We start from the raw sequence: 22885 nt of genomic DNA, 5'->3' as shown, positions 1-22885 counted from the left end.
TGTGTTGCGCCCGTCGCCGGGCATGAAAAAGGCCCCTTACGGGGCCAGTGGTTTGCCGTTGTGTGGTTCAGCGCAGTTGCAGGAGCCTGGCGTCGAAGGAGATGCCAAAGGCGTCCGTGCCGTCGCTGTCAGGCGTCGGGTTGTAGGACTCGATGCTGCCCACGCGCTCGATTGCGTCGCGGATGGCGACGGCCGCGCCGTTGGCCTGCGTCAGGGCTTCGCCCCACACGGTCAATCGGACTCGCCAGCCGTCGGCCGGCGGCACCTCGGACAGCATCGCAGTGGGCGAGCCGCCGACCACCTCCCAAGTCGCGTAGGGGAGTGCTGCATCCTGTGGCGCGGTTCCCGGCCACAATCGGATCGGGTCGCCCAGCATGTGCCGAACCGCTGCATCACCCTGCAGCAGGGACTGGATCAGGGGAACCATCATCGCCAGCCATCCTTCTTCAGCTGCTTGTCCAGCGCCGCCCAGGTTTCATTGATGATCACCTGCGCCGCCTCCGGCCCCTTGGCCTCGCCTGCCGGCGTGAGGAACGGCTCGGCTCTCATCTTCCTGGTGCCGAATTCCTTGAAACGCCAGTAATAGGCCCAGCCCGCCTCCTCATAGACCTTCCCGACGCGGCCACGGCGCCGGTTGCGCTTGGTGTTGGCGTACTTGCGGCGGCGACCGGTCTTAACCCCAACCGTGAAGTACTCGCCGCCTTGGCCTACACCTGCGCGCTGCCGGCTTTTGGTGTTGGCCCGACGGGTGACGATCTGCGAGGCCATGAACCCCGATGCTCTCGGAGCCCGGCGCCGGGCGTCGTCGCGGATGACGTTGCCACCCTTGCGCATACCGGCTTGCACGGCTCGCCCTTGAATCGCCTTGGGTGCCTCTCGCAGTGAACGCAGGAGGCCGTCCAGGCCGTCGATCTTTACTTGCTCAGCCATCAGACACCCCGGCATCGACCATCAGCGTGATATGCCCGCGTGCTGTCGCATCCGGCAGCACCGCACGAATCGCGTACACCTGCCCGTCGAACACCACGCGCATGACCGGCACTACCCCGGGCAGGTAAGGGATCTCGATGCGTGCAGTCACCTCTCCATGCTCGGCTGCGGCCGCGGTGAACTCCCGACCCGAGAGCGGAACCACCTCTGCCGGCACGTCAGCCCGCCATCTACGCCATTGCTTAACGTCCCCGCCGAGCGGATCACGCACCGGGCCGTAGTCCTGCAGCTCGATCCGATGCCGGTATTTGCCGGCCCGCCTCATGGCAGTACCCGCCGGTAGGGGAACATCAGCCGGTCCAGGGTCGGGTTCTCAGCCAACTGCGAGCCAGCCACCACCGCCTCGCGGTTGGCGTACAGGTCACCCAGCAACAGCAGTACGGCCGCGCGCAGCGGCCCCGGAAGCGGGCCAGGTGTCGTCGTGAACTTCACCGGATAGGCTTCTGGTTCACTGTCGAGCGTGGCTGGCTCGATCGGCAGCGGAGAGCGACCTTCGCCGACCGGGGTCCACTCATAGGTCGCGGCTGCCAACGCATACCCCGTGGTGCGCTCCACCGACTCACGCGCGGCGGTGATGAAGGCGCCGATCAGCGCGTCGTCCGCATCGTGGATAACTACCAGGTGCGCCTTCGCTTCGCTCAGCGACACGGGTTCCTCTGCCGCCGGGGTCAACGTGCGCAGCATGGGTCATTCCTCCGGCGTGGCCGACTTGACGGCATTGGGGTGGGGGTCGATCAGCCCGCCAAGGCGCAGCGCCTCAACGTGTGCCGCGCTGACCTGGATCACTTGGCCAACCTTCCCGAGGTGGTTGTTACTGAGAACCAGCGCCGGCACGGTTTCGCCCTCCGGCGGAGCCGGTACTTCATCCGATGGCGGCAGGTCGTTGTCCGCCTCCACGGTTTCGGGCCTCTGGCTGTCTCCGCCCTCGTCCGTCTCCGGCTCACTGACGGCATCTGCCGCGCCAGCGTCGGGGCTTGCGGCGTCCGGCTGCTCGCCCTGACCAGCCGCTGCGTCCACTACCGCAGCTGGCGCTTCCTGCGCGTCGGCCGGACCGCTGGCCGCTTGCGCGGAGGTGTTCTTCTGCTTTGCCATGATCGTCTCCGAGGGACGCCCGCGCTGGGGCGTCCCTCCGTTCGTGGGCCGAGGCGGTTAAGCCGCAGCGCCGTGCTTGAAGGTCTTCACCGCGCCGCCCACGTCGACCAGGTTGCCGCCAGAGCGCATCCAGGCCATGAAACCCACCTGGCCCTTCTTCACATAGGCCGAGTCGTTGAAGCGGAACAGGGTCACGGCCATCACGTCGCGGATCTTGTAGTAGCTGAAGTCGCCGAACGCGATCGAGGTGGCGCCTGCGGCCGGGGCCGGGGCGTGCTGGTTGATCTGGATATCGCGATTCAGCAGACGATCCGGCGCACCGCCCGGATTGCCCTGCTCGTAGCCCGGCACGAAGATCGGCCGGCCCTGGTCGTCCTTCACCTTGCGAATCAGCTTCAGCATGTCGTCGTGGAACATCCACTTGGCCAGCTGGCGATACGCCGGGTCGACGCTGTGCTCCAGGTCGACCAGGTCGTCGTAGGTGACGATCGGCAGCGCCGAGACAGCGCCGATCTTGCCCACCGTCGCGGCAGTAAAGGCACCCATCGGCTGGCCAACGCCGGTGCCGACGGAGTAGTGGCGGTTGGTGACGCGGCCCAGGCGGGTCTGCAGGCGCTTCTCGATGAAACCGGCGATATCGGCCGTGCTGTCCTGCAGCAGCTCCCACGGCACGGTCACCACCTTGGAGCTGTACTTGTACACCTGCAGGCCCTTGGTGCCGAAGGCCACGTCCTGGTCGTTGGCCGACTGGTTTTCAGCGACCAGTTCGCCCTCTTCGGAGGTGCCATCGCTGGTCGGATACTGCATCGGCTCGCCGCCGGAAGTGCTGAACACATCAGCCACCTGGCGCATGCCGCCGAATGCCTTCAGAGCATCCAGGATCTGCTCGGCCAGCGTGGTCGGAACGGTGTAGCCACCCTGCTCCGGGTTGACGGCCGGATTGCTCGACATGGCCGCGTTGACTTGCTTCCAGTCCTCGGCGCTCAGGGCGCTGTCACCGCCACGCGCCCAGCGGTCGAACAGGCGCTCCTCGTTGGAGAGTTCACGGCCGCCGCGGTTAGCAGTGTCGTGCTCACGCACGCCCTGTTCGCGCAGTGCCTCGTCGGCCGTAAGGTCCATGACCTTCTGATGACGCTCGATCGCCGCGTCGATGCGCTCGATCTCGGCGATGTTGTTGTCGTACTTGGCCTGGTTCTCCGGCGTCCACTTGTTGCCGTCGCCGGTGCTGGTATCCAGCAGATTGCGGGTTTCCTTTGCCAGCGCGGTGCGGCGCTCCCGCTCGGCCTGAATGTTGAAGGGCATTGGTGATTTCCTCGTGTCGAAAAAAAACCGCCTTTCGGCGGTCAGGATGAACTGCGGGCGGGAGTCGCTTACGCAGCGGAGCGTTCCAGCAGCGCCAGACGGCGCGACAGGTTTGCCTTGTGGGCGGCGGCGGCGGCGCCGTCGTCGGGTTCGGTGGCACGGTTGGCCAGTGCGGCAGGCGCGTTGTCGTAGGCGGACAGGTCCCAGGTGTTGGATGCCTTCTTCTTGCCCACGATCTCCACCACCTCGTCTGCGAAGCCGTGTTCCTTGGCTTCGTCGGCCGTGAACCAGGTCTCCTCGTCCATCCACTGGACGATCTGCTCCTGATCCTTCCCAGTACGACGGGTGTAGTCGCCGGCCAGGCCGGCATCGATCTTGGCCAGCAGCTCACCGGTCTTGGTCATGTCGGCCTTGTTGCCGACCGTGATGGTCCATGCGTTGTGGATCATGAACGCGCCGCCTTGGCTGATCTCGACCTTGTCGCACGCCATGCAGACTCCGGTCATAGCCGAGGCAGCCAAGCCATCGATGTGGGCGATGACAGTGGCCTTGTGCTGGGCGATGGCAGTCATCATGGATCGTGCCGCAAACACGTCACCGCCGGGCGAGTCGATGCGCAGATGAATCACATCAGCATCGATGCCGGCCATGGCCTGCGCAAACATCGTCTCGTCAATGTCGCCCCACCACCCGCCGATGACGCCGTGCAGGTAGATGGTTGCCTCCTTACCTTCGGTCTCCGCCCGGATGGGCTTGGACTGGCCGGCGTTGTTCTTGGCCAGCTGCAGCAGCTTAGGAATCGGCATCGTCAGGGTTCCTTTCAGGGTCATCTCCGCCCGCCTTGGCCGGTGGCGCGGGTTCTTTCGGTTGGTAGAGCTTGTCGCCGCCCTCGATGGGAGGCAGGTTCTTGAGGCGGCGGACTTCGTTGACGACCATCCAGCCTTGGGTGCCAGGGCCACCCAATGCCTTGCTGAAGTATTCGGCCTGCGTCTTCGAGTCGCCGGCCATGAACATGTCCACGTTGTGCTCAACGAAGTAGCGCGGCGCGCGGAACAGCTTGCGGTTCAACTCGTCCTTGATCCGCTTCAGGTGCGGGCCCAGCGTGTACTTCACGAAGCCGATGCCCATGCTCTCGATGCCACTGCCCCAGCTGGTCGCCTTGGTGGTTTCACCGATCATGTGGGGCGGCACACCGAAGGCGCGGGCCACATCGATCACCTGCCACTGCCGGGACTCCAGCAGCTGCTGGTCGACCGCCGACATGGTCAGCTCGTGAACCTCCAGCCCCTCGGTCAGGACCAAGGGGATCCGACGGTTGCCCTGCACCCCGCCGTACTTCTTGACCCAGGCGTCGCGGAAATCGTCCTGCTGCTCCTTGGTCATCTTGTTGGGCGTTCGGATGGCCACTTCGGGCTTGCCGCCCTCACTGAAGAACTTGCCGGCGTGCTCGTCACCCTGGATGGCGATGCCGATGCCATTCCGCGCGCCCCACTGGATAACCGACATGCCGTGCACGCCGTTGAAACCGAAGCCAGGGAAATGGAGCACATCGTCCTGGTCAACGGTGAAGTACCCGTCCGCGTCATGGAACGTGTACTGCAGGCGCGTCGGTTCGCGCGGGCTGGTCTTTTCCTGCTTGAGGATCATCACCCTGTCGCGTGGCCAGGGAATCAGCCCGGTCGCCATGCCGGCGCGGTTGCGCGTCACGTACACCACGCCGTCACCGCGCAGCAGCATCTGCCCGACGATGAACTCCCAGCCGGTAGCGCTCGACCAGCCGGAGGAGAACTGCTCGTTCAGCAGCCACCAGTAGTCGTGCTCCGCCCGCTTGCGATGGCCATCCACCCGCTCAAACACGGGCAGCGGCAGCTGGGCGATCGCACCAGCAAGCAGCGAAACGGCGGCAAACACCGCCGAGACCCGCATCGCTGATTCCGGGCTCACCACGGCGCCGGAGGCCGTCGTCGGATTCCCGAACACCTCGAACATGCCCATGCCGGAGGACTGGATCACCTCGCCGTCGACCAGGTTGCTGATCGTCGGCTCGATACGGTCGCGGGCATCGGCCCGCCGGTTCTTCTCGAATAGTCCGAACATCAGTCGATCACCACGAAGCCTTGTTGGGTTGTGCCGGTGTCCCGCGCCTGCATGGCGCGGCCCATGGCCATGATTAGCGCCACCGCGCCGTCGATCTTGCTTTCCATCTTTTCCTTGCGGGGATAGACGTGTTCCTTGGCATCCACGCGCGCCACTACGTTGCCCATCATCCAGGTCATGGCCGCGTTGCCGTCGTGCCACAGGCGCCGCGACAGGATGAGCGCCTCCACTTCTTTCATGGGCTCGGACAGATTGCGCACTGACTGCGCCATCTCCACGGTCGGCAGCCCTTCCTGTTCAAGGCGCGTCATCAGGTACGCCGCTTGGGCCGGGTCAAAGGCAATGTCCCGCACGTCGACGCCCTGTGCCGCAAGCTCTTTCAGCTCCTCTTCGATGAACGCGTAGTCCGTCATGTTCCCCGGCGTGGACACGATCAGCTCGTCCAGCAGGAACTGCTGGTACTTCTCGTTTTCCTCCACGGCCGACTCCGGCACGTAGAACCGGGGAATGACGTAGTAGCTATCGCCCTTCTCGAACAGCAGCACCACGGCAGCCACGTCCAGCTTGGATGCCAGATCGACGCCGACCCAGCACGGACAGCCCGCAAAGTCCGACACCTCAAACCGGCGTTTCTGCCGCTGCCAGGCCAGCATGTTCATCCATGCCAGCTTGGCGCCGACCCAATCATTCAGGTGCTTGGTACGGAACGCGCTTTGCTTACTGGCCGACCGCTTTGCCTTGGCGAGCTGGTCGAGCAGGAACTGCTCAAACACGGAAACGCCGTAGTTCGGGTTGGCCTTGCGCAAACTCGCCGGATCGTCCCAGCGGTCGCCCTCGTCTATACAGTAGATCGCCGCGAAAACCGTCTCGTCAGTCACCTCACCGCGCAGGATGCGGATGGCATCGCCCCGCATCTCGAAGCATGGGCCGGAGAGGTTGGTGCCCGCCGTGGTGATGATCGACAGCAGGGGTTGCTCGCGCGCGCCCATGCCGGTTTCCATGGCGTCGACCATGTGGTCATCGTCATGTTCGTGGTACTCGTCCACCAAGGCCGCATGCGGGCTGGAGCCGTCGCCGGGCTTGCCGATCATGGTCTCGAACTTGGACATGTCCTCCATGACGAACAGCGGGCCCGGGTTCTTCGGGTTGCCCGCCTGTTCGATACCGAAGCGGGCACGCAGCGCCGGCAGTTTCTGGACCATTTGCCAGGCCGGGCGGAACACCTCGTACGCCTGTTTCTCGCTGGTAGCGCCCGAGTAGACCTCCGCGCCCACCTCGCCGTCAGCGCAGAACAGGTACAGGCCACGGGCAGCCAGTCGCAACGACTTGCCGTTCTTTCGCGGGATCTCCTCGTATGCGCGGCGGAAGCGCCGGTGGCCGGTCTTCTTGTGGACCCAGCCGAACAGATTGCACTCGATGAAGTGCTGCCAGGGCTCCAGCACCAGCAGGCGCTTCTGTGCCGCCCACTTTCCTTTCGTGTGCGGCATCTTCTCCATGAACCGCACCGCGCGGTCCGCCTTCTCGGTGTCGTACTTGTAGGGCCAGTCGGCCCCCTTGCGCTTCAGATCATCCAGGAAGCGCTGGCACGCCAGACGGATGAACTCGCCGGCCGGGATCTTTCCTGACGTGACGCCCTTGGCGTATGCCTTGGCTGATTCGCTCGGCGTCATGGATCAGAACTCGTCGAATGGGTTGCCCTCCGGGGTCTTTTCGGTCCCCAGCTTCTGACGGTCAGCCGGGGTCAGGCCCAGGCGCGCCAGGCAGCCGATCAGGTGGGAGTACTTGGCCGCAACGAACTCGCCGCGGTTCGCACGGAACTCGGAAAGCAGCGATGACGCCACCTCCATGATGAAACGGTCTGCGCTGGTCAGGACGCCAGGCAGGGCGCACTTCTCCAGCTCCTTCCAGACCACCGCGACCTCGTCCGGCAGATGGCCGGGCACCTTGCCCAGGGCCTTCCCCGTCTTTGGCACCTCGGCCCTGTAACGCTGCGGGTTGCGCTTGTCCGCCCCCTTGAGCTTTGCCAGCTCGGCGGGCTGCTTGTGCCTGGCCATCGCCGGTCAGCTCCAAATCCAAAATTCAAATTCTGTGGACGCGAGAAGAAAGGGGGGCGCGCGTATCGGGCGAGGAAGGCCCTCAACTTTGGCACTCCCCCCTCCCTTTTCGTTCAGATTTCTGTGGATAACTCGCGCCCCATGCAGGCGCGCCCTGCGGGCTGAGATCCCGGCCGAATCCGCCGTTCTCCCCCGCTGTCTTGGCGCTATGGCACGGCCGGCACAACGGCTGCAGGTTGCTGTCGGCGTTGTTGGAGTCGTCCCCGTCGATATGGTCGACCTCAGTGCCCGCGCGCACCCTACCCTGCTCAGCGCAACACCTGCACAGGGGCTCACGAGCCAGCACCACCGCACGGATCCGGCGCCACAGTGAGGAGTTGGTGGGCAGCGCGCGGCGCGCCTGTCTCTTGCGGACCTGAGCGCTGGTCTCCTTGTAGGGGCGCCACCCGGACGCACGATGTTGCGGTGGCCGGGTGGGCATCAGTAAGGCATCCCGTCCAGGTCGAGACGCGCAGGCTCGGCACCTTCGTCCTGCACTGGTGCGCCGGCCTCCTCGCCCAGCAGCTGCGCCACCGCCTGCACCAGCAGCCCAACGTGCATGGCCAGCTCGGCGATCTGCTTGCCCTGCTGCTCGATGATCCCGACCAGTCGATCGATACGGCTGTCGGTGCTGCTCTCGATCAGCCCCGCCAAGGCTGCGACAGCAGCAGCGCGCGCTACCTCTTCAATCCGTGCAGCGTCCATCACCAACCCTTGTCGTTCGCAGTACCAGGCCGCGGCGTATCCACCGCTCGACCCGCTCCCAGTTCGGTTCCATGCCCTTGGCCCTGGCAACCCGGACCAAGGCGGCCAGATACCACCGCAGCCACCACCTCATGCGGACAGACGCCGTCACGTTCGCAGGCATCAGAACACCTCCACTTCCCAGCCACCGCCGTCTCGCTTGGGCCGGACCTTCACCGCAATGAAGCGAAACGGGTACATGGCGGCGGCAATCTTGATCTTGGCCCTTGCATCGTCCTGCCAGTGCCCCTTCACCTCGTGACATTCCATGACGCCGTCGGCAGCCATGACCGCAAAGTCCGGCGTGTAGAACGTGTTGTCGGCCAAGCGCAGCTTCATGCCCTCAAAGCGGTGCCACTGCACCTCACCGGTGGCCTGCAGCGCGCGCAGCCGCTCGGCATACGCCGCCTCGGTCTTATTCATCTCGCCGGTCTTCAGCCGGCCCAGCGCGAGCACTCGACGGTTCATTGCGTCACCGGCTGCCGGTCAGCTGCGATTACCGCTTGGCAGGCGCGGACCTGGTCGTCGGCGTCACGCCCGATTTGAACAAGAGCACCCGCGACCTCTGCTCGTAGTTGGGCGTGCGCATCACGTTCGACGGCGCCGGCGACGGCTTCGGACAGGCGAGCGGTATTGCAGGTGGCGAGGTCGTCGCGCAGCTGGAGGCTGCCATCACGCACGCCAGCAACAACAGCAGCAGGGACGGTCGCGGCCGTAGTGCGGTCTTCTTCATGCTTCGCTCCAATGACGGCCAGCTGCAGAGCCTTGCTCTGCTCGCTGGCTCGGGTCTGGTTCACTTGGTCCGCCAGTGCTTGGGCGCCGGCGGCACGCTGGTCGGCTTCCCTGCCCTCTGCCCGATCACCGCGCCAAGTCCAGCCAGCACCGAACATGGCGACGGACCACAGGGCGAACGCGGCGGCTGCGATGGCAATGCGGTTCATTCGGAGCCTCCTGCCCTGATCGTGTCGCTGTCCGGGTCGAACGGTGGCGGCTCCAGGCTGGCCGCGCGCATGAGACCTTCAAGCCTGTAGATATGGCGGATCAGGCGAAGCTCTCTGGCTTCCATCCGCCCTACTCGTTCGCCCAGCCTGGTCACTTCCTCACGCATCAGCTGGATCACGTTGACCTCGGCCCCTTCCCTGGCTGTCTCTACGAACTGCTTGCGCCACCACAACGCCACACCGCCGGCGCCAACCATCAGCCCTCCGACGGCAGTGCCGATTGCCTGCCAGTCCACGTCCAGCCCGGTCACGGCGTCACCGTCCCGCCGGCCTTGCGATAGACGGCCACCAGGTCAGCAAGATGGTGTTCGTGCTGGCCGTACCCGGCGCCGGGCAGGCTCGCCCAGATGTTGCTGACCGCCTTGATGGCCTCCGGGATCTTGCCTGCCTGGATCAGCGGCAGCGCGCGGCGCTCCCGGATCTGCTGCAGCGCGATCAGGTCCTGGCTCAACGGCGTGAAGTCCTTCAGGCCGAGGGTCTTCCTGTAGGCGTCGAAGTAGCGGCGCAGCACCTGGTAGCGGCCGGCCGCAGTGGACTGGATTTTGAGCTTAGGCAGATCCACCAGCACGCGCGGGTGGTCACCGTAGTTCGTGAAGAGCCGCCCGCCAACGATCACGTCATAACCGCGGTCCTTGGTGGGCTGCTTGCCGTTATCGGTCCCCTCGGACCAGGCCAGCATGTCGAGGACGGCCACGACGTTCACGCCGCCAGCCTGTTGGGGAGTGATCTGCGCCATGGCGTCTCCGAAATAGAAAAGCCCCGGCTGGGCCGGGGCTTGCGTCTGGATGCTGGGAAGATTGCCGCCTTTTTCGATGACCTAGGAAGTCATCGTTAGGCAGCGTGCGTAAGCGCCTTGTTGAACTGCCTTGCAGCGCGCGCCTCGGCAGCGCGGAAGTTGGCCAACATCCACTCATAGACAGGTCTCCAGAACCGGCTGTAGGCCGACCAATCGGCCCCGATGGCAGCCGCACGCTTACGACCGCTCAGGTGTTCAAAGCCGCTTCCGCCACAGTCCCCGCAGCTCACGATGCCTGCTCCCGCCGGATCCGGCAGAACCTTCTTCCCAGCGCAGCGCGAGCAATCGCATGCACCGGACATCTCGGCGATGACCGCCCCAGCCAGCACCCCGAGTTGCTCCATCGTGTTGTTCGGCCATGCCGCCGAACGCGCATCTTCCAGCGCCTGTTCGGACCGGCGAACCTCCCGCCGTTGGGTATCCGTAACCACGCCCCCGCACCAGCCCATACTGGCCTTCGCGATCCCGAACTCCGTACGCGCGTCGGCAAGTGCGTGCATCTGTCGAGTGAACTCGGGCGCGACCAACGCAACGACTGCCTGCCGCAGCTGCTCCCGACGGCGCAGGCCGCTCTCGGGCCACCACAACGCCTGCAGCAGCTCATGCCCCAGGCCTTGAGGAACGTCTGCCAGCGCAGCGACGATCTCCTGCGTCGACGGACCACCGCCGACTCCATCAAAGCTCATCGACTTTGGGCCAGTCCGGCTGGACAGCAGTTCGCGGGCATCGTTCAGTCGCATTCGCCTTCCCCTTGGTGGTTTGCTCGTGCAGCGCGCGATCGCGCCAGGTGTTTACTCAATGCGGCCCTTTTGAGGGCCTCTATCTGGACCAGGTGAGGGTCGATCACGCAGGAACATCCGGCCGGGCCGCGAGTGCGGCGGTCATGCTCGCTGCTCCCAGCTTGCCGTCAGGTGCTGCACTTCGCCGCCACGCGCCTTGAACTGCTCCACGGTCTCGGCTGGGCAGCCAGCGCGTCTCGCGGCCTTTGCTCGCTTGGGCCGGGAAACGGTGTTGTGGTCCATCCGGCGCTCGCGTGGCGCCCGCTGGGGATTGACCCTCGGCGCCATGACCTTCGTGTTCTTCATGCTGCTGCCCTCAGTTCGTTGATGTAGGTCTGGTTTGCAATCAGCTCATCGTCTGAGCCGTACGTCTCGTGGAAGATCCGCGAGCCATCCATCAGGCTCGGGCCGTAGATCTGGCGCATCGTCGCGAAGGTGTTCCCCTCCATCGGGTAGCGCTGGTGGTGCCACTTGCAGAGGGCGAAGCCGTCCATGTGCCCGCGCCGCAGGTTCCCGCTCTTGGTGTGGTTGTAGTCGCAGCCGTAGACCACCAGCTCCGGCTCCAGCAGCTGCTGCTGCAGCAGCACCAGGCAGGCCATGCACGGGCCGGTCTTGGCCAGCTCGATGCGGGCGCTCTCTTCCCTCGTCGGTGGTGGTGCCTTCGACCACATCAACGCAACTCCGGGATCGGGCCGGCGTAGCGCGTGATCGGAATCTGCCGCATGCCATCGCGCCACACCCGGGTGCCACGGGTGGCGTACAGCACCAGCGGCTTGATCCCGTACCCATAGGCCAAATACCAGCCGGCCACCGCCACCGGCTCGCACACCGGGCGCACTTCCAGTTCGACGTGGTCCTGACTCATGCCGCGGCGTCCTGAGCGGAGCCGAACAGCTCGGCGATCTCGGCCAGCCGCTTCCGCGTGCGTTCGTTTGCTTCCGGGCTCGCCTCGACTCGGCCGGCCAACAGCGCCAGCGGGTTGAACGCCGGCGTGGCCGGTGGCAGCGACAGGTACTCGGCCACCTGCTCATGCGCCAGGCGGCCAGCGTTGACTGCCTGCTGCAGCGCTGCGTCGCGGGCGCTAGCGTCGTGGCCCAGCGACGGCTGGTAGACGGCGCAGCCGCCTGCAGCGCGCGCCTCCTTCACCAACCGGGTATAGACCTCCAGGAATGCGGCCCGGCCCGCAATCTTGTCGCCAGCCTCTACCAGCGGCAGTGCCGCAGTCCACGCATCACGGGTCTGCTCACTCCACACCAGCGTTACCGCCTCGTCAGCGGCGCGGATGGCCACGGCCCATGCTTCGTTGGGTGCCGGGTGTCCGTCGTCAATGCGCTCCATGATCGCGGCCAGGCTGAGCTTGCCTTTCACCTCGCGCCGGCAGGCAGTCAGCGCGTTGGCCAGCACCGGCAGCGAATAGGTCGCCAGGTCGGTGACCATGTAGGCCGCAGCGGCCGGACGGATCTGCTCGCCCATCACTTCAGCCGTGGCCACCAGCATTTCGACCAGCCTCTCCTGATCGGCATCACTGAGCATTGGCGCTCCCCTTCATGCGGCGCAGCAGCGCCTTGGCGTCGTCGGCGGCCGAGGCGTTGGCCTGGGTCTGGTCCTGCTGCAGGGCGATGGTGGCGGTCACTTGTCGACCGGTGGCCCACTGGGTCCGGTACGCTTCAGCGCCGGCCAGCAGCACACCCAGGTCGTGCATGCGCTTCACGGCGTACTGCTCGTTGACGCTCACGAACCACCCAGCCACCAGCGGCGCCTCGTCACGTCCCAGTCGCTTCACCAGATCCCGAACGTTGGTGTTGACCTTGGCGTTGCGGACGGGGTCCACGCCGTGGCGATTGCGGTAGGCGGCTCGGTAGGCGCCCCACGTCGCTTTGCAGGCCAGCTGCATCTGCTCCTCCAGCTCCGCCTTCGTCGGCGGCGTCGCCACCGGCGGCGCAACTGGCGGTTCATCTGACGGTTCAATGGGGGTTATATGACGGTTAGGCGGCACGGGGCGCACCTCCAGACCTGCGCCCGCTGCCTCACCCCCTGCGCCGGGCGCATCCCCTTCTGCACCGGGCGCACCCCCTGCATGGGGCGCAGCACCTGCGCCCGGTGCAGCACCGTTCTTTGCGGTCTTGCGGGTGCCCTTGGACGGCGCAGCGGCCGCGTTGAACTTGGCCGGCGTGACCGAATAGACCGTGCTGCTGTTGAACCGGCGATCACGCGCCAGCAGGCCAACGGCCTCCAGGTGATCCATGGCGCTGCGCACAGCGCGCGCCGACATGCAGCAGCGCGAGGCGATTGTGCCGACGGCTGGCCAGCACACGCCGTCGTCGTTGGCTTGGTCAGCCAGCGAGATCAGAACAGCCTTCTGCGTGACGCTCAGGCCCTGCAGCGGCCAGCACTGCGACATGATGATGGTCGACATGTCAGAGCCCCAGCGTCATGTTTTCGCCCGGCGCAACCGGCCACCAGGTGCAGGCGCTCCGGCCCGAGATCGAGCAGGGCTTCTTCGGCCCGCGCCAAGCACGGCCAGCTTCGGCCAGCTCGGGGAGACGGCGTGCCAGCACGTATCGGCAAATGTTGGTCTCTTGAGCAAGCTCATGGCTGGTAAGGCCGGGATGACGCTTCACTGCAGAGGCTGCTGCGGCCTGCTGGTCTCCCTGCAAACCGGATTGAACGACGTAGCGTGCGGCCTCGTGACTGGTGCTGAGGTCGGTTGATCGGGCCGGATGGTTCATCGACGTGCCCTCCCCTTCGCCGCAGCGCGCGACACGTTGCGGATGAGGCGATGCGCCATCGTGATCAGCGAGTTAGCCTCTTCCACCATCAGGCGCGCTTCGTCGCTGTCGATCTGGCGATCGGCCATCGCATCCACTGCAGTGCCAGACAGCCGCCCCACCCGCGTGGTGATCTCCAGCAGTTTCGTCTGGATGGCGCCAATCTCGTCCGACCAGCCTCCCTCCGGCGGCGGCGGGACCGTGGCGACGGCCATGCCGAACTGCCCAGCCAGCGCCTGCATCCAGTCCAAGGCGTAGTCGTTGCCGCCTGCCTTCTCCTGCATCCATTCGGTCAACAGTTCGGCAATTTCCAGCGTCACCGATTCACCCTCCAGCCCGCGCAGCTTGGCGCGCAGCGTTTCCGGGTGCATGGACTTGCCGCGGCGGTCGGCCAGGAAGGCGGCTGCGTCCACGACACCGCCGGGCGTCTTGCGCACGGAGTTGTAGAGAACGTCGAGCCAGTTGAGAGCGGATGTGCGGCAGGTCATGGGTCACCTTGGGGAAGGCTGTGTTTCAAGGTTTCGGGCTGGGCCCGGGTGGCGCACGATGGGCGCCATGCAGATCAACAAGTCAGGGATGACGGCCAGGGATGGCCTTTCAGGCGCTGTCGACGGGCCCAATACGGTGGGCGTCCGGATCATCGTTTGCGGGCTCGGCCACTGGCGTAGCCTCAACACCGAGCAGGCGCTGGATCTGAGGCAGCGCGGGCAGAGCACCCTCCTCCGCCCAAGCCTCGACCTCTTCTACGGTCAGCTTCAGCAGGACGGCGAGGTGCTTGTCGCTGCCAATACCGAGCCTGTCGCGCAGCGCGCGCTTACTGAGGCGAATGTCGCCCTTCACCTCTACGCGCAACTGCGCGCCTACCTCACCCTGGGATTCGGCCGGATCTGGCCCGAAGACGTCCGGGCGGAGCTGGTGACGGGAGACGCCAGTCGCCATTTCAATTGCGATGCAACGTTCTGCTGGGACGCGACAGCGGTCGTACCAGCCGGATACCGACGGCGGCTTGATGCCGAGGAGCTGAGCAAGAGCCTGCTGGCTACCTGCCGACTGAACTGCTCTATCGAGGGCTGACATGTTCATGCCAGCTATTAGTCCACAGCTAATAGCTTATTGCAAGCTGGCAGCTGCACGAATTCGATTAGTTACCAGCTAACCTCCAGTGATGGACATTCGAGAAATCCGCAGCCGCAATTTTCGACACCTGATCGATGCCCTTGAAATGAAGGGGGTCAAGGGCCGTCGGGATCAAGGCGCCCAGCTGGGCGGCTTCTTGTCTGCGTCCTACGTGTCCCAGCTGCTCGGCGGGAAGTACATCGGCGACGATGTGGCGAAGAAGATCAGCAGCGCCCTGGGGAAGGACCATGGCTGGATGGATCGACCCCAGTGGGGTGAAGACGGGGAGGTATCCGTCTCACCAATCCCGGAGAATGAGACGCCACCCGGCTATGTTCGCTTCGACTTGTTTGAAGGGAGTGCAGGGATGGGCGTAGGGATGGTTAACCAGGACTACCCAGAGGTGGTGAAGACCATCGAGGTTGCAGAATGGGAAGTCCGCAGGAAGCTCGGTTACCTACCTAAGCCAGGCAGGATCCAGATCATCACCGGCCGTGGGCCGTCGATGCGGCCCAAGCTCGAAGACGGCGACATTGTCTGGATCGACACCAGCTGCGACTTCTTCGACGGTGACGACTACTACCTGATCAACATCGGTGGCGAGACGCAGATCAAGATGCTGCAGAAGCGCGGCGACGGTCTCTACGTCGTAAGCGTCAACACTGACTTCCCGGCCTATCGGCCAGATCCTGGCGATGTGAGCATCCTGGGGAAGGCACTAATCCACGCAGGTTTGCGTAAATTCTAGGTCCCGGTCTGTGCTAGCGAGAAGAAGAGGCCCCGCCAGTGCGGGGCCTTTTCTTTTTCTCAGTCACGGCCGGTCGGCTTGCCGAATGGCAGCGCGCATAGTAGCCAATGCACCATGTGGCTCCGCCTCTCGGGCGGGAGTCACTGAAGGCGACGAAGCAGCAACGCCCGGATCGCGCGCCTCCGCGATCGCGTTCGCTCTGCGCAGCTCCACAAGAATGCCCTGCAGAAGCGGCTTGATGCCGAAGATTGCGAACGGAACGAAGATCCACAGGACGGTCACGACCAGGCCCATCACCACAAAGAAAAGCGTCACGCCCGTAGAACCCCACTCCATAGTTGATCCTTCCTCGTATAGACCGGGAACGTTAGCACGGCCGAAACACCACCTAACTCAATTCATCAATTCATTAGCTGATAGCTGTTGACTAACGATTAGCTCTCGACTAACTTTAGCTCCAGCCGCCCACCAACACCCCATCCCGGGGCCGGGCGCAGGAGATCAGCATGTCCACCCTTTCCCTCGGCGTTCGCCAGTCGACGCCAACCGTCACTGCCGACAACCACAACGCCAAGGTGGTTTCCGACCTCGGCGCCGCCCGCCTCCTCCAGTCCGCTGACGAAGCCGAGCGCTACGCCGGCCAGCTACTGGAAGCTGCCAAGCAGCTGCGCGCCGCGCAGCAGGGCGCAGCTGCATGAGCGCCGCCCTCGCCCACCACTCCAACGCCCAGCGCGCCGCAGCCGCCGCTGGCATCGTCGCCCGCGCCGGGCGCCGATGGGGCCTCCTCCCCAACCAGGTCATCGCCGCCGCCAGCGTCGCCGCCAATTCCGTCCTGCGGCAGGGTAAGAGCGCAGCAGGCGCTGTCGCTGCGGCCCGCCGCGCAGCGCGCGCGCAGGCAGGTGCTGCATGAGCGCTCCCACCACTCCGAGCTTCGCGATCATCGAAGTGCCAGGCTGCGGCATGCGGCTGCGCGCCATGAAGGATGAAGGCGGCTGGAGCGTCTCAGGCTGGCGCCGCACCCACGGCGCAAAGGCCATGGTCATGTTCGCGGCTGCAGATACCGCACCGACCTTCAGCGAGACCGCTGGCCAGCACCACGTTATTGCCGGCCGCACCTACATCGCAGTCCCGCCTGCAAGCCGGAAGAAGCTGCAGGCCTTCATTGCCTCCACCGAGGGCGCAAGCGCCCAAGGCGGTGCTGCATGAGCGCCACCCGTCATAAACACGGCTGCTGCGCCGACTCATTTCCCCCGAGTGTCCTTGCTCTCAAGAAGCATCAGCATCTGCGCGATAGCCAAGCGCATCTTGGCATCAGCTTTCTTCAGAAGATCTTGAGTTTCCGCCCAGGCATCGCCGTCAAAGGCCGCCACTGCATCTTGAGGAAAGTCGTCGTCGTAGTAGGAGTCGACATCGTCTCGGAGCTTGCGGAAAAGGTGAAACGCTTGCTGTGTAGCCGGGGCGGAAACGCCAAGGATTCCTATGGCAGGAAGCACCGGTTCGAAGACAGCAAAACTGCGTCGAAGGAATCCGAGTTCAATCCTTCCGTCTTCATCGCTGCCAAGGTTGCGCGGATCGTAGCCATTGACGACTCGATCAAGCGTCCACGTAAGTGTGCTTGCTGCATTCTTGAACTGAGGAAGCACCAAAAGCGCCGCATTCCGAGCCTGCGCGCGCTCCGACTGCAGCCTATCGCGCTGCGACGCGTAGAAAAGACCAACGCTGACTATGACCGCGCCGACAGATCCGACTGCACTCAACCAATCAGCCAGGTTTGTCTCTTGCATAGCTCCCTTCTCCGCTCTGGTTTGGTGGAGTCAACTTACACGTCCCTTGTGGAGAATGCCCGTGGCTGATGGCTCGTGCTCCTTCAACTTTCCTCCACCTCAAAACTCTCGCCTGCGCCAGGGTGAAATCGTCGTGGATCTGTTCGCCGGCGGTGGCGGCGCATCGGAAGGGCTCAAGCAGGCCCTAGGCATCGATCCCGCACTGGCCTACAACCACGACGAGCTGGCCATCGGCATGCACGCCGCCAACCACCCGCTGACCCAGCACCACCGCGAGGATATCTGGCACGCCGACCCGCGCGTGGACGTGGCCGGCCGCCCCATCGGCTGGTTCCATGCCTCGCCGGACTGCACGCACTTCAGCCAGGCCAAGGGCGGCCAGCCGCGCAGCCGCAAGACCCGTGCACTGTCGTGGGTGGTGCTGAAGTGGGTTGGCCAGCTGCTGCGCGCGGATCGCCTGCACGGCACCAACACCGCGCCGCGCATCATCTCGATGGAGAACGTCTGGCAAATCCTGACCTGGGGGCCGCTCGTGGCGAAGCGCTGCAAGGACACGGGCCGCGTCATCAAGATGGACGGCACGGTCGCAGCGCGCGGCGAGCGCGTGCCAGTCGAGAACCAGCAGCTGGTGCCGGACAAGCGCCACAGCGGCCGCACTTGGCAGCAGTTCGTAGCCGCACTGCGTGCGCTGGGCTATGTGGTCGAGTGGCGTAAGCTGGTGGCCAGCGACTATGGCGCCGGCACCAGCCGCGAACGCCTGTTCCTGCTCGGCCGCCGCGACGGCCAGGCCATCGTGTGGCCCGAGCCGAGCCATGGCTCGGCTCCGGGGCAGAGGCCGCACGTGACCGCCGCCGACTGCCTGGACTTCTCCATTCCCTGCCCATCCATCTTCACCCGCGCCCGGCCGCTGGCCGACGCCACGATGCGTCGCATCGCCAAAGGGGTCATGCGGCATGTCATCAACTCGGCCGATCCCTTCATTGTTCCCGTAACACATCAGGGCGGCGACCGCGTGCATAGCGTGCGTGACCCCATGCGCACCATCACGGCCGCCAACCGCGGCGAGCTGATGCTGGCCGCACCCGCTTTGGCACCGTTCCTCACCGAGCATGCAAACGCAAGCCGCCAGCGGACGATGGCGGCGGAAGAGCCACTTCCCACTGTCTGCGCCGGGGTGAAAGGTGGGCACTTCTCGTTAGTATCCCCAACGCTTGTCCAGACCGGCTACGGCGAGCGCGAGGGCCAGGCCCCGCGTGCGCTGGACCTGCAGCGGCCGCTGGGCACGATTGTCGCGGGCGATGTGAAGCACGCTGTGGCCGCCCCGCACCTGGTGAAGTTCCGGGGCGACAGCATCGGCACGGCCGCCACCGAGCCGGTGCCGACGATCACTTCTGGTGCTGGTGCCGTGCGCCCTGCCGGCGCGGCGCATGCGCTTGGTGTGGCAACAGCCTTCCTCGAGCAGGCCAATGGCGGCTTCTACCAGGGCGCAGGCAACGACGCGCGCGATCCGGTCAGCACCATCACCGCCAGCGGCAGCCAGCAGCGTCTGGTCGCCGCGCACCTGACCGCAATGGCGCAAAACGTTGTGGGAAATGACGTTCGCGCGCCGCTGCCGACCGTTCTGGCCGGTGCCACCCGCTTCGCCGAGGTCGAATGCAGGCTCAGTCCTGAGCAGGAAGCCGGTGCTCTTCGCGTGGCTGCGTTCCTGGTGAAGTACTACGGCAGCGGCATCGCCGTGGATCTGCACGACCCCGTGGACACGGTGACCACCAAGGATCGCCTTGCGCTGGTGACGGTTCACATCCAAGGCACGCCATACGTGATCGTGGATATCGGTCTACGAATGCTCAAGCCGCACGAGCTGTACCGCGCCCAGGGCTTCCCACCCGGCTACATCATTGATCGCACGGCCAACGGCACTCCGCTCAGCACCAGCGCCGCCGTGCGCATGGTCGGCAACAGCGTCAGCCCGCCACCGCTGCGTGCCCTGGCCGAGGCCAATCTGGACCGGGTGCCGGCCGACATGGCGGAGGCAGCATGACTGCGTCAGTTGCCATTGGCCCAAGCCTCAACAGCTCCCCGTGCGGCGTCCTTTGCCTCTTCCTCACTACGGTATGCGACCCGATGGGAAGGCAGGACCTCCCCGCTCTCCAGACAGATTTTCTTGAGATGCACGCAACTCGACGACTCAATCCAAAGCAGTGCCGTGAAGCGGCGACCCGCGGCGAAAAGTTGCACTTCGTGCATGTTGATTTGTTCGAAATTCATAACTTTAGTCCCAGTGCATTAACGGCTCTTCTGAACTTACAACGCTCATCCCTTCGCAAACAAGCGTTTCGCTGCAAGAACAGTTGACATGACGACACATGCCCATGTAACAACACCGGCGACCGCGATTGAAGTCACCAAGGCTTCGTCGCCTGTCGCCGCGGTTCTCTCCGCGATGCGGCGTGTTGATCCAGCCTCCTCTCTTGATGGTCGCCAGGTGCGCGCTTGGGCCGACACCCTGCTGAAAGCGCTCTACACCGCGCAGCCAGTGCGCTGGGAGTACCGCCACAAGAACGATCACCGGCCTGGCTGCTGGATGCGGGCCGACGCAGGGCACGTCTACGCTGCCCATCAACGTGGGCTCGTTGTCCGCGCACTCTTCGAATCACCGCGTGTAATGCAGCCCGAGAAAGTCCACGACTTCCAGCACAACGAGTGCACACGCTGCGGCATGAGCCAGGACTGGGCAGGCCCGGATTGCTTCCCGCCGGACAAGAAGGTCGATCCGCGCACCCTGCTCCCGTTCGACCCGTCCTGGCTGGTCCAGCCACTGCAGTGGCTCAGGGACGCCCCGGCCAACCTCAACTCCTACGACCGCCGCCACCGTGCGGCGCAAGCCGCCTTCCTCCTGGAAAAGCTCCAGGCCCACATCGAGGAGTGCAACAAGCCATGACCCAGGAACATATCAGCCACCCGGAAGGGTTGCCGAACTGCGCCGCCGGCCACCGCGCGCGCCACATCCACGACAAGCGCTGCGCCTCTGCCGGCGGTGGCCACCTGGTCGAGTGCGCCTGCAGGTCGACCAGCAAGCATTCCGATCCCGACAAGGCCATCGCAGCGTGGCGTCGGCTCAACCGCCCGCCTCGCAGCGCACGGGCACTGTCTTCGGAGGCCGTCCCCGACAACGTCGTGCAATTCAACCTCAGTCTCGCGGAACAGCCGACGGCCAAGAGGAAGGTCGCGGGAGGCGCCAATGGGCGCCGCTGAAAGGCTCGACCTGTCAGGGAAAGACTGGCTCACCGTCGAGGAAGCCGCCCACTACTGCGGCGTCTCAAACAGCCAGTTCAGGAAGAACGCCATGTGCTACGGGCTCACTCCCCGCCGCTTCATGGGAAAGCAGTTGTACGAAAAGGCGGCGCTCTATGCCGCGATCCAAGGTGCAGAGGAATGGCAAAGGTTCGACTCTACTGGCGCGGCAGCAAGGCCTACCTCGACTGGGCGGAAGGCGGCGAGCGCTTTCGCCGGTCCATTGGGCAACCTGACGCCCGTGAGGCGGAGAGAATACGTGTCGCGAAAGAAGCAGAACTGACCCATGGGGTGCGGATCTTGGCGCGCCTGCCAAAGGTCCGCGACTACTTGGAGTGGTATCTGGACTGGTACGAGGCAGAGCACCCGACCACGATTTCGAAGGCCAGGAGCGAGGTGAAGAGATTCATCGAGCGCTTCGGCCACCGGCCGATCGATAGCATACGAGCAGTCGAGGTGGAGCAGTACAAGCGCGCCAGGTTGCTAGACGACAAGGCGGCAAAGGAAACTGTGGGGAAGGAGATTCGGCGGCTGAAGGCGGCATTCAACCGCGGCGTCCAATGGAAAGAGCTGGACGTGAACCCGCTCGCCACCGTGAAAGCCCCTCGCGGCGTGCGGAGCGTGGCAGTCAAGTTCTATGACCGGGCCGCGATGCGCCGGTTGTATCGGGCGAACCCCGCCCGTGCGCCGCTTTGGCTCTTCATGGCCCACACCGGGCTGCGTCGGGGCGAGATCATCGGCTTGGAGAAAAACTCGGTCGTGGGCGGACGCCTGCTTGTTGAAAGCGATCCGGACGAGAACGGCGAAGGCCGGACAAAGTCAGGGAAGTGGCGGGAGGTTCCCCTAAACCGCTATGCCAGCTGGGCGCTTCGGCATCTGCCAGATCCGCTCGTCACGGTACACAAGGACACCGTGTCTGCCTGGTTCAAGAAAGATTCGGAGCTGGCCGGGGTCGGCGGGCACCTACACCGACTCCGTCACACCTTCTGCGCACACATGGTGATGGCAGGCGTGCCACTGCGTCGAGTGCAGATCCTCGCAGGACACGCTGACTACGCAACGACGGAGAAATACTACGCGCATCTGACGCCGGATGGTGATGACGGCGCTGTCGCAAAGCTCCGCTACTGAGTCGCTGTCACGACCCGAAGAGCAAGCCTTCAAGCTCTTCTTTAGTCGGGACTTTCTTGGCCTCAATCATCTTGATGATCACTTTGCGCAACAGTTCGAGGGAGGCGAGCAAATCGTCGGATGAGTGTTTTGGAGACCCATGCGCAGCAGCCGACCGTGCGTCATACAGCTTCAACACCTTCTTGTGCTGCGCGGTCCGCTCCGGACCAGGCGGCTTGAGGTACGCGGCTATCATGACCGACACTCGGAACCTAAGCTCACTGTTTGACCCGGTGAACAGCGCCTCCAAAGCGCCCCATACCGACACTAGCCCAAGAGCTGAGCTGTGTATCAGCTGAGCATTGGCCAATGCGTCGACGGCCAGGCTGAACGCTGCGCTGCTCTCTACCAGATCTAGCGCCGCCTCCCAGTTTTCCCGAACCCACTCGAGGTCTTGCCGCGTATCACGCTCCGTGGCCGGGTGCAGCTGGAAATACCAAGGCTGCACCTCAACCGCGTTCGCGACATGAGCCCGCCCCTTCTCGGGTGACCACTCGATACTCTGGGGAGAAATATTGGATCCGAGGATCAAACGGATGCGCGGATCAACCCACAATCTGAGCAATGCAACTAGCTGCATTGCAATCGCTCTTGAATCGGATTTGCGCCGCTTATAGCTAGCCGGGATATACAGCGCCACTTCGGAATCGAAGCCAAACCCATGTCCTGTTGCTGCCCAAGGGCCTGGATGGTGCTGACCGGGCATCGCGGGACGCCGGATTGCAACCATCGTGTTTGACATGACATGCGTGTAGCCGGGCTGCAGCGCCAGGCCGTTGCCCAGGTCGAAAGGCTCGCACCCAATACTCAACGAGGTAAGGCAGCAGTAGAGGTCCAGCGGCGCTGCTTCGTCCATGGCCTGCCCATCAAAAAAAGTGGTGTGCCAACTGTGCCAAATCAGGTCCGAAAAGTGGCGAAATAGAGCAACACCGACATGCCGAACTGCGCCTAAGTGCTTGATTATGGTGACCCCGGCCCGATTCGAACGGGCGACCTTCCCCTTAGGAGGGGGACGCTCTATCCAGCTGAGCTACGGGGCCATGCAGCCGGGAAGTTTACAGGCAACACACCCTGCCCTCCAAGCATTCGTGCTCCACACGGCGGCGCTGGC

36 protein-coding genes and 1 tRNA gene are annotated in these 22885 nt (G+C 64.6%); 8 read left to right on the top strand and 29 right to left on the bottom strand.

Features of this window, described 5'->3' with window-relative positions; all coding sequences use genetic code 11:
* Positions 1–67: 67 nt before the first annotated feature.
* From V3B41_RS12280 to V3B41_RS12160, 25 genes are all read right to left on the bottom strand, one after another.
* On the bottom strand, positions 68–430 hold the full coding sequence (locus tag V3B41_RS12280) for a DUF3168 domain-containing protein (protein ID WP_329861248.1): 363 nt from the start codon (positions 428–430) through the stop codon (positions 68–70).
* Positions 427–930, bottom strand: coding sequence for an HK97-gp10 family putative phage morphogenesis protein (locus V3B41_RS12275; protein WP_111187869.1), 504 nt, complete (start codon positions 928–930; stop codon positions 427–429). Before V3B41_RS12275 ends, V3B41_RS12280 begins: the two co-directional genes overlap by 4 nt.
* Positions 923–1255 (bottom strand): phage head closure protein, encoded by a 333-nt coding sequence (locus tag V3B41_RS12270; protein ID WP_049431037.1) that lies wholly within the window; start codon positions 1253–1255, stop codon positions 923–925. Before V3B41_RS12270 ends, V3B41_RS12275 begins: the two co-directional genes overlap by 8 nt.
* Positions 1252–1674 carry a head-tail connector protein gene (locus tag V3B41_RS12265; RefSeq protein ID WP_111187868.1) on the bottom strand — a complete coding sequence of 141 codons (423 nt, stop codon included), beginning with the start codon at positions 1672–1674 and terminating at the stop codon, positions 1252–1254. Before V3B41_RS12265 ends, V3B41_RS12270 begins: the two co-directional genes overlap by 4 nt.
* 3 nt (positions 1675–1677) lie before the next feature.
* Positions 1678–2082 carry a hypothetical protein gene (locus tag V3B41_RS12260; RefSeq protein ID WP_329861245.1) on the bottom strand — a complete coding sequence of 135 codons (405 nt, stop codon included), beginning with the start codon at positions 2080–2082 and terminating at the stop codon, positions 1678–1680.
* A gap of 57 nt (positions 2083–2139) precedes the next feature.
* Positions 2140–3384 (bottom strand): phage major capsid protein, encoded by a 1245-nt coding sequence (locus tag V3B41_RS12255; RefSeq protein ID WP_197567685.1) that lies wholly within the window; start codon positions 3382–3384, stop codon positions 2140–2142.
* Between the two features lie 68 nt (positions 3385–3452).
* Positions 3453–4214: a head maturation protease, ClpP-related gene (locus tag V3B41_RS12250; protein ID WP_231914710.1), complete on the bottom strand. Its 762-nt coding sequence runs from the start codon at positions 4212–4214 to the stop codon at positions 3453–3455.
* A complete protein-coding gene (locus V3B41_RS12245) occupies positions 4177–5373 on the bottom strand; it encodes a phage portal protein (RefSeq protein WP_329861242.1) in 1197 nt (398 codons plus the stop codon). The genes V3B41_RS12250 and V3B41_RS12245 overlap by 38 nt, the downstream gene beginning before the upstream one ends.
* A 107-nt stretch (positions 5374–5480) precedes the next feature.
* The gene (locus tag V3B41_RS12240) at positions 5481–7151 is read right to left on the bottom strand and encodes a terminase TerL endonuclease subunit (RefSeq protein ID WP_329861240.1); all 1671 of its coding nucleotides are present in this window, start codon (positions 7149–7151) and stop codon (positions 5481–5483) included.
* A gap of 3 nt (positions 7152–7154) precedes the next feature.
* On the bottom strand, positions 7155–7535 hold the full coding sequence (locus tag V3B41_RS12235) for a hypothetical protein (RefSeq protein ID WP_005408955.1): 381 nt from the start codon (positions 7533–7535) through the stop codon (positions 7155–7157).
* Positions 7536–7617: 82 nt separating this feature from the next.
* Positions 7618–8016 (bottom strand): HNH endonuclease signature motif containing protein, encoded by a 399-nt coding sequence (locus tag V3B41_RS12230; RefSeq protein ID WP_329861238.1) that lies wholly within the window; start codon positions 8014–8016, stop codon positions 7618–7620.
* A complete protein-coding gene (locus V3B41_RS12225) occupies positions 8016–8279 on the bottom strand; it encodes a hypothetical protein (RefSeq protein WP_197567679.1) in 264 nt (87 codons plus the stop codon). Before V3B41_RS12225 ends, V3B41_RS12230 begins: the two co-directional genes overlap by 1 nt.
* Positions 8280–8441: 162 nt before the next feature.
* Positions 8442–8786, bottom strand: a complete 345-nt coding sequence (locus V3B41_RS12220; RefSeq protein WP_197567677.1) for a DUF1064 domain-containing protein — start codon at positions 8784–8786, stop codon at positions 8442–8444.
* The gene (locus V3B41_RS12215) at positions 8783–9259 is read right to left on the bottom strand and encodes a lysis system i-spanin subunit Rz (protein ID WP_197567675.1); all 477 of its coding nucleotides are present in this window, start codon (positions 9257–9259) and stop codon (positions 8783–8785) included. The genes V3B41_RS12220 and V3B41_RS12215 overlap by 4 nt, the downstream gene beginning before the upstream one ends.
* Positions 9256–9570, bottom strand: a complete 315-nt coding sequence (locus V3B41_RS12210) for a hypothetical protein (RefSeq protein WP_197567674.1) — start codon at positions 9568–9570, stop codon at positions 9256–9258. The genes V3B41_RS12215 and V3B41_RS12210 overlap by 4 nt, the downstream gene beginning before the upstream one ends.
* Positions 9567–10055, bottom strand: a complete 489-nt coding sequence (locus V3B41_RS12205; RefSeq protein ID WP_329861236.1) for a glycoside hydrolase family 104 protein — start codon at positions 10053–10055, stop codon at positions 9567–9569. The genes V3B41_RS12210 and V3B41_RS12205 overlap by 4 nt, the downstream gene beginning before the upstream one ends.
* 95 nt (positions 10056–10150) lie before the next feature.
* Positions 10151–10855, bottom strand: a complete 705-nt coding sequence (locus V3B41_RS12200) for a hypothetical protein (protein WP_197567672.1) — start codon at positions 10853–10855, stop codon at positions 10151–10153.
* A 141-nt stretch (positions 10856–10996) separates the two neighbouring features.
* Positions 10997–11200, bottom strand: coding sequence for a hypothetical protein (locus V3B41_RS12195; RefSeq protein ID WP_197567671.1), 204 nt, complete (start codon positions 11198–11200; stop codon positions 10997–10999).
* Positions 11197–11565, bottom strand: a complete 369-nt coding sequence (locus tag V3B41_RS12190) for a Ref family recombination enhancement nuclease (RefSeq protein WP_197567670.1) — start codon at positions 11563–11565, stop codon at positions 11197–11199. The genes V3B41_RS12195 and V3B41_RS12190 overlap by 4 nt, the downstream gene beginning before the upstream one ends.
* Entirely contained in the window at positions 11565–11759 is a 195-nt protein-coding gene (locus V3B41_RS12185) for a hypothetical protein (protein WP_197567669.1), read from the bottom strand. Before V3B41_RS12185 ends, V3B41_RS12190 begins: the two co-directional genes overlap by 1 nt.
* Positions 11756–12427, bottom strand: coding sequence for a hypothetical protein (locus tag V3B41_RS12180; protein WP_197567667.1), 672 nt, complete (start codon positions 12425–12427; stop codon positions 11756–11758). The genes V3B41_RS12185 and V3B41_RS12180 overlap by 4 nt, the downstream gene beginning before the upstream one ends.
* A complete protein-coding gene (locus V3B41_RS12175) occupies positions 12417–13310 on the bottom strand; it encodes a helix-turn-helix domain-containing protein (protein WP_197567665.1) in 894 nt (297 codons plus the stop codon). The genes V3B41_RS12180 and V3B41_RS12175 overlap by 11 nt, the downstream gene beginning before the upstream one ends.
* Before the next feature lies 1 nt (position 13311).
* Positions 13312–13623, bottom strand: a complete 312-nt coding sequence (locus V3B41_RS12170) for a winged helix-turn-helix domain-containing protein (protein ID WP_197567663.1) — start codon at positions 13621–13623, stop codon at positions 13312–13314.
* Entirely contained in the window at positions 13620–14150 is a 531-nt protein-coding gene (locus V3B41_RS12165; protein ID WP_329861232.1) for a phage regulatory CII family protein, read from the bottom strand. The genes V3B41_RS12170 and V3B41_RS12165 overlap by 4 nt, the downstream gene beginning before the upstream one ends.
* 109 nt (positions 14151–14259) lie before the next feature.
* Positions 14260–14739 carry a YdaS family helix-turn-helix protein gene (locus tag V3B41_RS12160; RefSeq protein ID WP_329861295.1) on the bottom strand — a complete coding sequence of 160 codons (480 nt, stop codon included), beginning with the start codon at positions 14737–14739 and terminating at the stop codon, positions 14260–14262.
* 88 nt (positions 14740–14827) lie between these two features.
* On the opposite strand from V3B41_RS12160, the gene V3B41_RS12155 reads away from it, so the two are divergent.
* On the top strand, positions 14828–15526 hold the full coding sequence (locus tag V3B41_RS12155; RefSeq protein ID WP_197567657.1) for a helix-turn-helix transcriptional regulator: 699 nt from the start codon (positions 14828–14830) through the stop codon (positions 15524–15526).
* Between the two features lie 63 nt (positions 15527–15589).
* Here V3B41_RS12155 and V3B41_RS12150 read toward each other — a convergent pair whose 3' ends face one another.
* Positions 15590–15862 (bottom strand): hypothetical protein, encoded by a 273-nt coding sequence (locus V3B41_RS12150; RefSeq protein ID WP_197567655.1) that lies wholly within the window; start codon positions 15860–15862, stop codon positions 15590–15592.
* 170 nt (positions 15863–16032) lie between these two features.
* Between V3B41_RS12150 and V3B41_RS12145 the strand changes: the two genes are divergently transcribed.
* Genes V3B41_RS12145 through V3B41_RS12135 form a run of 3 tightly spaced genes read left to right on the top strand, consistent with a single transcriptional unit; the run spans position 16033 to position 16732 of the window.
* Positions 16033–16224 carry a hypothetical protein gene (locus V3B41_RS12145; RefSeq protein ID WP_197567653.1) on the top strand — a complete coding sequence of 64 codons (192 nt, stop codon included), beginning with the start codon at positions 16033–16035 and terminating at the stop codon, positions 16222–16224.
* The gene (locus V3B41_RS12140; RefSeq protein ID WP_329861230.1) at positions 16221–16436 is read left to right on the top strand and encodes a hypothetical protein; all 216 of its coding nucleotides are present in this window, start codon (positions 16221–16223) and stop codon (positions 16434–16436) included. Before V3B41_RS12145 ends, V3B41_RS12140 begins: the two co-directional genes overlap by 4 nt.
* Positions 16433–16732, top strand: coding sequence for a hypothetical protein (locus V3B41_RS12135; protein WP_329861228.1), 300 nt, complete (start codon positions 16433–16435; stop codon positions 16730–16732). The genes V3B41_RS12140 and V3B41_RS12135 overlap by 4 nt, the downstream gene beginning before the upstream one ends.
* A 35-nt stretch (positions 16733–16767) precedes the next feature.
* On the opposite strand, the gene V3B41_RS12130 is transcribed toward V3B41_RS12135, so the two are convergent.
* Positions 16768–17310, bottom strand: a complete 543-nt coding sequence (locus V3B41_RS12130) for a hypothetical protein (protein WP_329861297.1) — start codon at positions 17308–17310, stop codon at positions 16768–16770.
* 61 nt (positions 17311–17371) lie between these two features.
* Here V3B41_RS12130 and V3B41_RS12125 point away from each other — a divergent pair, with 61 nt between their 5' ends.
* From V3B41_RS12125 to V3B41_RS12110, 4 genes are all read left to right on the top strand, one after another.
* Positions 17372–19351, top strand: a complete 1980-nt coding sequence (locus V3B41_RS12125; RefSeq protein WP_329861294.1) for a DNA cytosine methyltransferase — start codon at positions 17372–17374, stop codon at positions 19349–19351.
* A gap of 315 nt (positions 19352–19666) precedes the next feature.
* Entirely contained in the window at positions 19667–20251 is a 585-nt protein-coding gene (locus V3B41_RS12120) for a hypothetical protein (RefSeq protein WP_329861225.1), read from the top strand.
* Positions 20248–20565, top strand: a complete 318-nt coding sequence (locus V3B41_RS12115) for a hypothetical protein (RefSeq protein ID WP_329861223.1) — start codon at positions 20248–20250, stop codon at positions 20563–20565. The genes V3B41_RS12120 and V3B41_RS12115 overlap by 4 nt, the downstream gene beginning before the upstream one ends.
* Positions 20566–20745: 180 nt before the next feature.
* The gene (locus V3B41_RS12110) at positions 20746–21735 is read left to right on the top strand and encodes a tyrosine-type recombinase/integrase (RefSeq protein ID WP_329861221.1); all 990 of its coding nucleotides are present in this window, start codon (positions 20746–20748) and stop codon (positions 21733–21735) included.
* 7 nt (positions 21736–21742) lie between these two features.
* Here V3B41_RS12110 and V3B41_RS12105 read toward each other — a convergent pair whose 3' ends face one another.
* A complete protein-coding gene (locus V3B41_RS12105) occupies positions 21743–22630 on the bottom strand; it encodes a HEPN domain-containing protein (RefSeq protein ID WP_241875876.1) in 888 nt (295 codons plus the stop codon).
* Between the two features lie 107 nt (positions 22631–22737).
* Positions 22738–22814: transfer RNA gene (locus tag V3B41_RS12100), tRNA-Arg, on the bottom strand.
* Positions 22815–22885: the final 71 nt, after the last annotated feature.

It is taken from the genome of Stenotrophomonas sp. SMYL89, from assembly GCF_036319985.1.
GTDB lineage: Bacteria > Pseudomonadota > Gammaproteobacteria > Xanthomonadales > Xanthomonadaceae > Stenotrophomonas > Stenotrophomonas maltophilia_Q.
This window is presented reverse-complemented; position numbering and strand designations above follow the sequence as displayed.

What these genes read in the sequence shown, in the direction of transcription:
- V3B41_RS12120 (WP_329861225.1), top strand. Translation starts at nt 19,667, where the DNA reads ATGACGACACATGCCCATGTAACAACACCGGCGACCGCGATTGAAGTC.
- V3B41_RS12265 (WP_111187868.1), bottom strand. Translation starts at nt 1,674, where the DNA reads ATGCTGCGCACGTTGACCCCGGCGGCAGAGGAACCCGTGTCGCTGAGC.
- V3B41_RS12275 (WP_111187869.1), bottom strand. Translation starts at nt 930, where the DNA reads ATGGCTGAGCAAGTAAAGATCGACGGCCTGGACGGCCTCCTGCGTTCA.
- V3B41_RS12135 (WP_329861228.1), top strand. Translation starts at nt 16,433, where the DNA reads ATGAGCGCTCCCACCACTCCGAGCTTCGCGATCATCGAAGTGCCAGGC.
- V3B41_RS12245 (WP_329861242.1), bottom strand. Translation starts at nt 5,373, where the DNA reads ATGTTCGAGGTGTTCGGGAATCCGACGACGGCCTCCGGCGCCGTGGTG.
- V3B41_RS12240 (WP_329861240.1), bottom strand. Translation starts at nt 7,151, where the DNA reads ATGACGCCGAGCGAATCAGCCAAGGCATACGCCAAGGGCGTCACGTCA.
- V3B41_RS12190 (WP_197567670.1), bottom strand. Translation starts at nt 11,565, where the DNA reads ATGTGGTCGAAGGCACCACCACCGACGAGGGAAGAGAGCGCCCGCATC.
- V3B41_RS12200 (WP_197567672.1), bottom strand. Translation starts at nt 10,855, where the DNA reads ATGCGACTGAACGATGCCCGCGAACTGCTGTCCAGCCGGACTGGCCCA.
- V3B41_RS12180 (WP_197567667.1), bottom strand. Translation starts at nt 12,427, where the DNA reads ATGCTCAGTGATGCCGATCAGGAGAGGCTGGTCGAAATGCTGGTGGCC.
- V3B41_RS12270 (WP_049431037.1), bottom strand. Translation starts at nt 1,255, where the DNA reads ATGAGGCGGGCCGGCAAATACCGGCATCGGATCGAGCTGCAGGACTAC.
- V3B41_RS12250 (WP_231914710.1), bottom strand. Translation starts at nt 4,214, where the DNA reads ATGACCCTGAAAGGAACCCTGACGATGCCGATTCCTAAGCTGCTGCAG.
- V3B41_RS12260 (WP_329861245.1), bottom strand. Translation starts at nt 2,082, where the DNA reads ATGGCAAAGCAGAAGAACACCTCCGCGCAAGCGGCCAGCGGTCCGGCC.
- V3B41_RS12130 (WP_329861297.1), bottom strand. Translation starts at nt 17,310, where the DNA reads ATGCAAGAGACAAACCTGGCTGATTGGTTGAGTGCAGTCGGATCTGTC.
- V3B41_RS12155 (WP_197567657.1), top strand. Translation starts at nt 14,828, where the DNA reads ATGGACATTCGAGAAATCCGCAGCCGCAATTTTCGACACCTGATCGAT.
- V3B41_RS12195 (WP_197567671.1), bottom strand. Translation starts at nt 11,200, where the DNA reads ATGAAGAACACGAAGGTCATGGCGCCGAGGGTCAATCCCCAGCGGGCG.
- V3B41_RS12175 (WP_197567665.1), bottom strand. Translation starts at nt 13,310, where the DNA reads ATGTCGACCATCATCATGTCGCAGTGCTGGCCGCTGCAGGGCCTGAGC.
- V3B41_RS12140 (WP_329861230.1), top strand. Translation starts at nt 16,221, where the DNA reads ATGAGCGCCGCCCTCGCCCACCACTCCAACGCCCAGCGCGCCGCAGCC.
- V3B41_RS12255 (WP_197567685.1), bottom strand. Translation starts at nt 3,384, where the DNA reads ATGCCCTTCAACATTCAGGCCGAGCGGGAGCGCCGCACCGCGCTGGCA.
- V3B41_RS12115 (WP_329861223.1), top strand. Translation starts at nt 20,248, where the DNA reads ATGACCCAGGAACATATCAGCCACCCGGAAGGGTTGCCGAACTGCGCC.
- V3B41_RS12110 (WP_329861221.1), top strand. Translation starts at nt 20,746, where the DNA reads ATGGCAAAGGTTCGACTCTACTGGCGCGGCAGCAAGGCCTACCTCGAC.
- V3B41_RS12145 (WP_197567653.1), top strand. Translation starts at nt 16,033, where the DNA reads ATGTCCACCCTTTCCCTCGGCGTTCGCCAGTCGACGCCAACCGTCACT.
- V3B41_RS12205 (WP_329861236.1), bottom strand. Translation starts at nt 10,055, where the DNA reads ATGGCGCAGATCACTCCCCAACAGGCTGGCGGCGTGAACGTCGTGGCC.
- V3B41_RS12165 (WP_329861232.1), bottom strand. Translation starts at nt 14,150, where the DNA reads ATGACCTGCCGCACATCCGCTCTCAACTGGCTCGACGTTCTCTACAAC.
- V3B41_RS12280 (WP_329861248.1), bottom strand. Translation starts at nt 430, where the DNA reads ATGATGGTTCCCCTGATCCAGTCCCTGCTGCAGGGTGATGCAGCGGTT.
- V3B41_RS12225 (WP_197567679.1), bottom strand. Translation starts at nt 8,279, where the DNA reads ATGGACGCTGCACGGATTGAAGAGGTAGCGCGCGCTGCTGCTGTCGCA.
- V3B41_RS12150 (WP_197567655.1), bottom strand. Translation starts at nt 15,862, where the DNA reads ATGGAGTGGGGTTCTACGGGCGTGACGCTTTTCTTTGTGGTGATGGGC.
- V3B41_RS12215 (WP_197567675.1), bottom strand. Translation starts at nt 9,259, where the DNA reads ATGAACCGCATTGCCATCGCAGCCGCCGCGTTCGCCCTGTGGTCCGTC.
- V3B41_RS12230 (WP_329861238.1), bottom strand. Translation starts at nt 8,016, where the DNA reads ATGCCCACCCGGCCACCGCAACATCGTGCGTCCGGGTGGCGCCCCTAC.
- V3B41_RS12235 (WP_005408955.1), bottom strand. Translation starts at nt 7,535, where the DNA reads ATGGCCAGGCACAAGCAGCCCGCCGAGCTGGCAAAGCTCAAGGGGGCG.
- V3B41_RS12185 (WP_197567669.1), bottom strand. Translation starts at nt 11,759, where the DNA reads ATGAGTCAGGACCACGTCGAACTGGAAGTGCGCCCGGTGTGCGAGCCG.
- V3B41_RS12220 (WP_197567677.1), bottom strand. Translation starts at nt 8,786, where the DNA reads ATGAACCGTCGAGTGCTCGCGCTGGGCCGGCTGAAGACCGGCGAGATG.
- V3B41_RS12160 (WP_329861295.1), bottom strand. Translation starts at nt 14,739, where the DNA reads ATGTCAGCCCTCGATAGAGCAGTTCAGTCGGCAGGTAGCCAGCAGGCT.
- V3B41_RS12105 (WP_241875876.1), bottom strand. Translation starts at nt 22,630, where the DNA reads ATGGACGAAGCAGCGCCGCTGGACCTCTACTGCTGCCTTACCTCGTTG.
- V3B41_RS12170 (WP_197567663.1), bottom strand. Translation starts at nt 13,623, where the DNA reads ATGAACCATCCGGCCCGATCAACCGACCTCAGCACCAGTCACGAGGCC.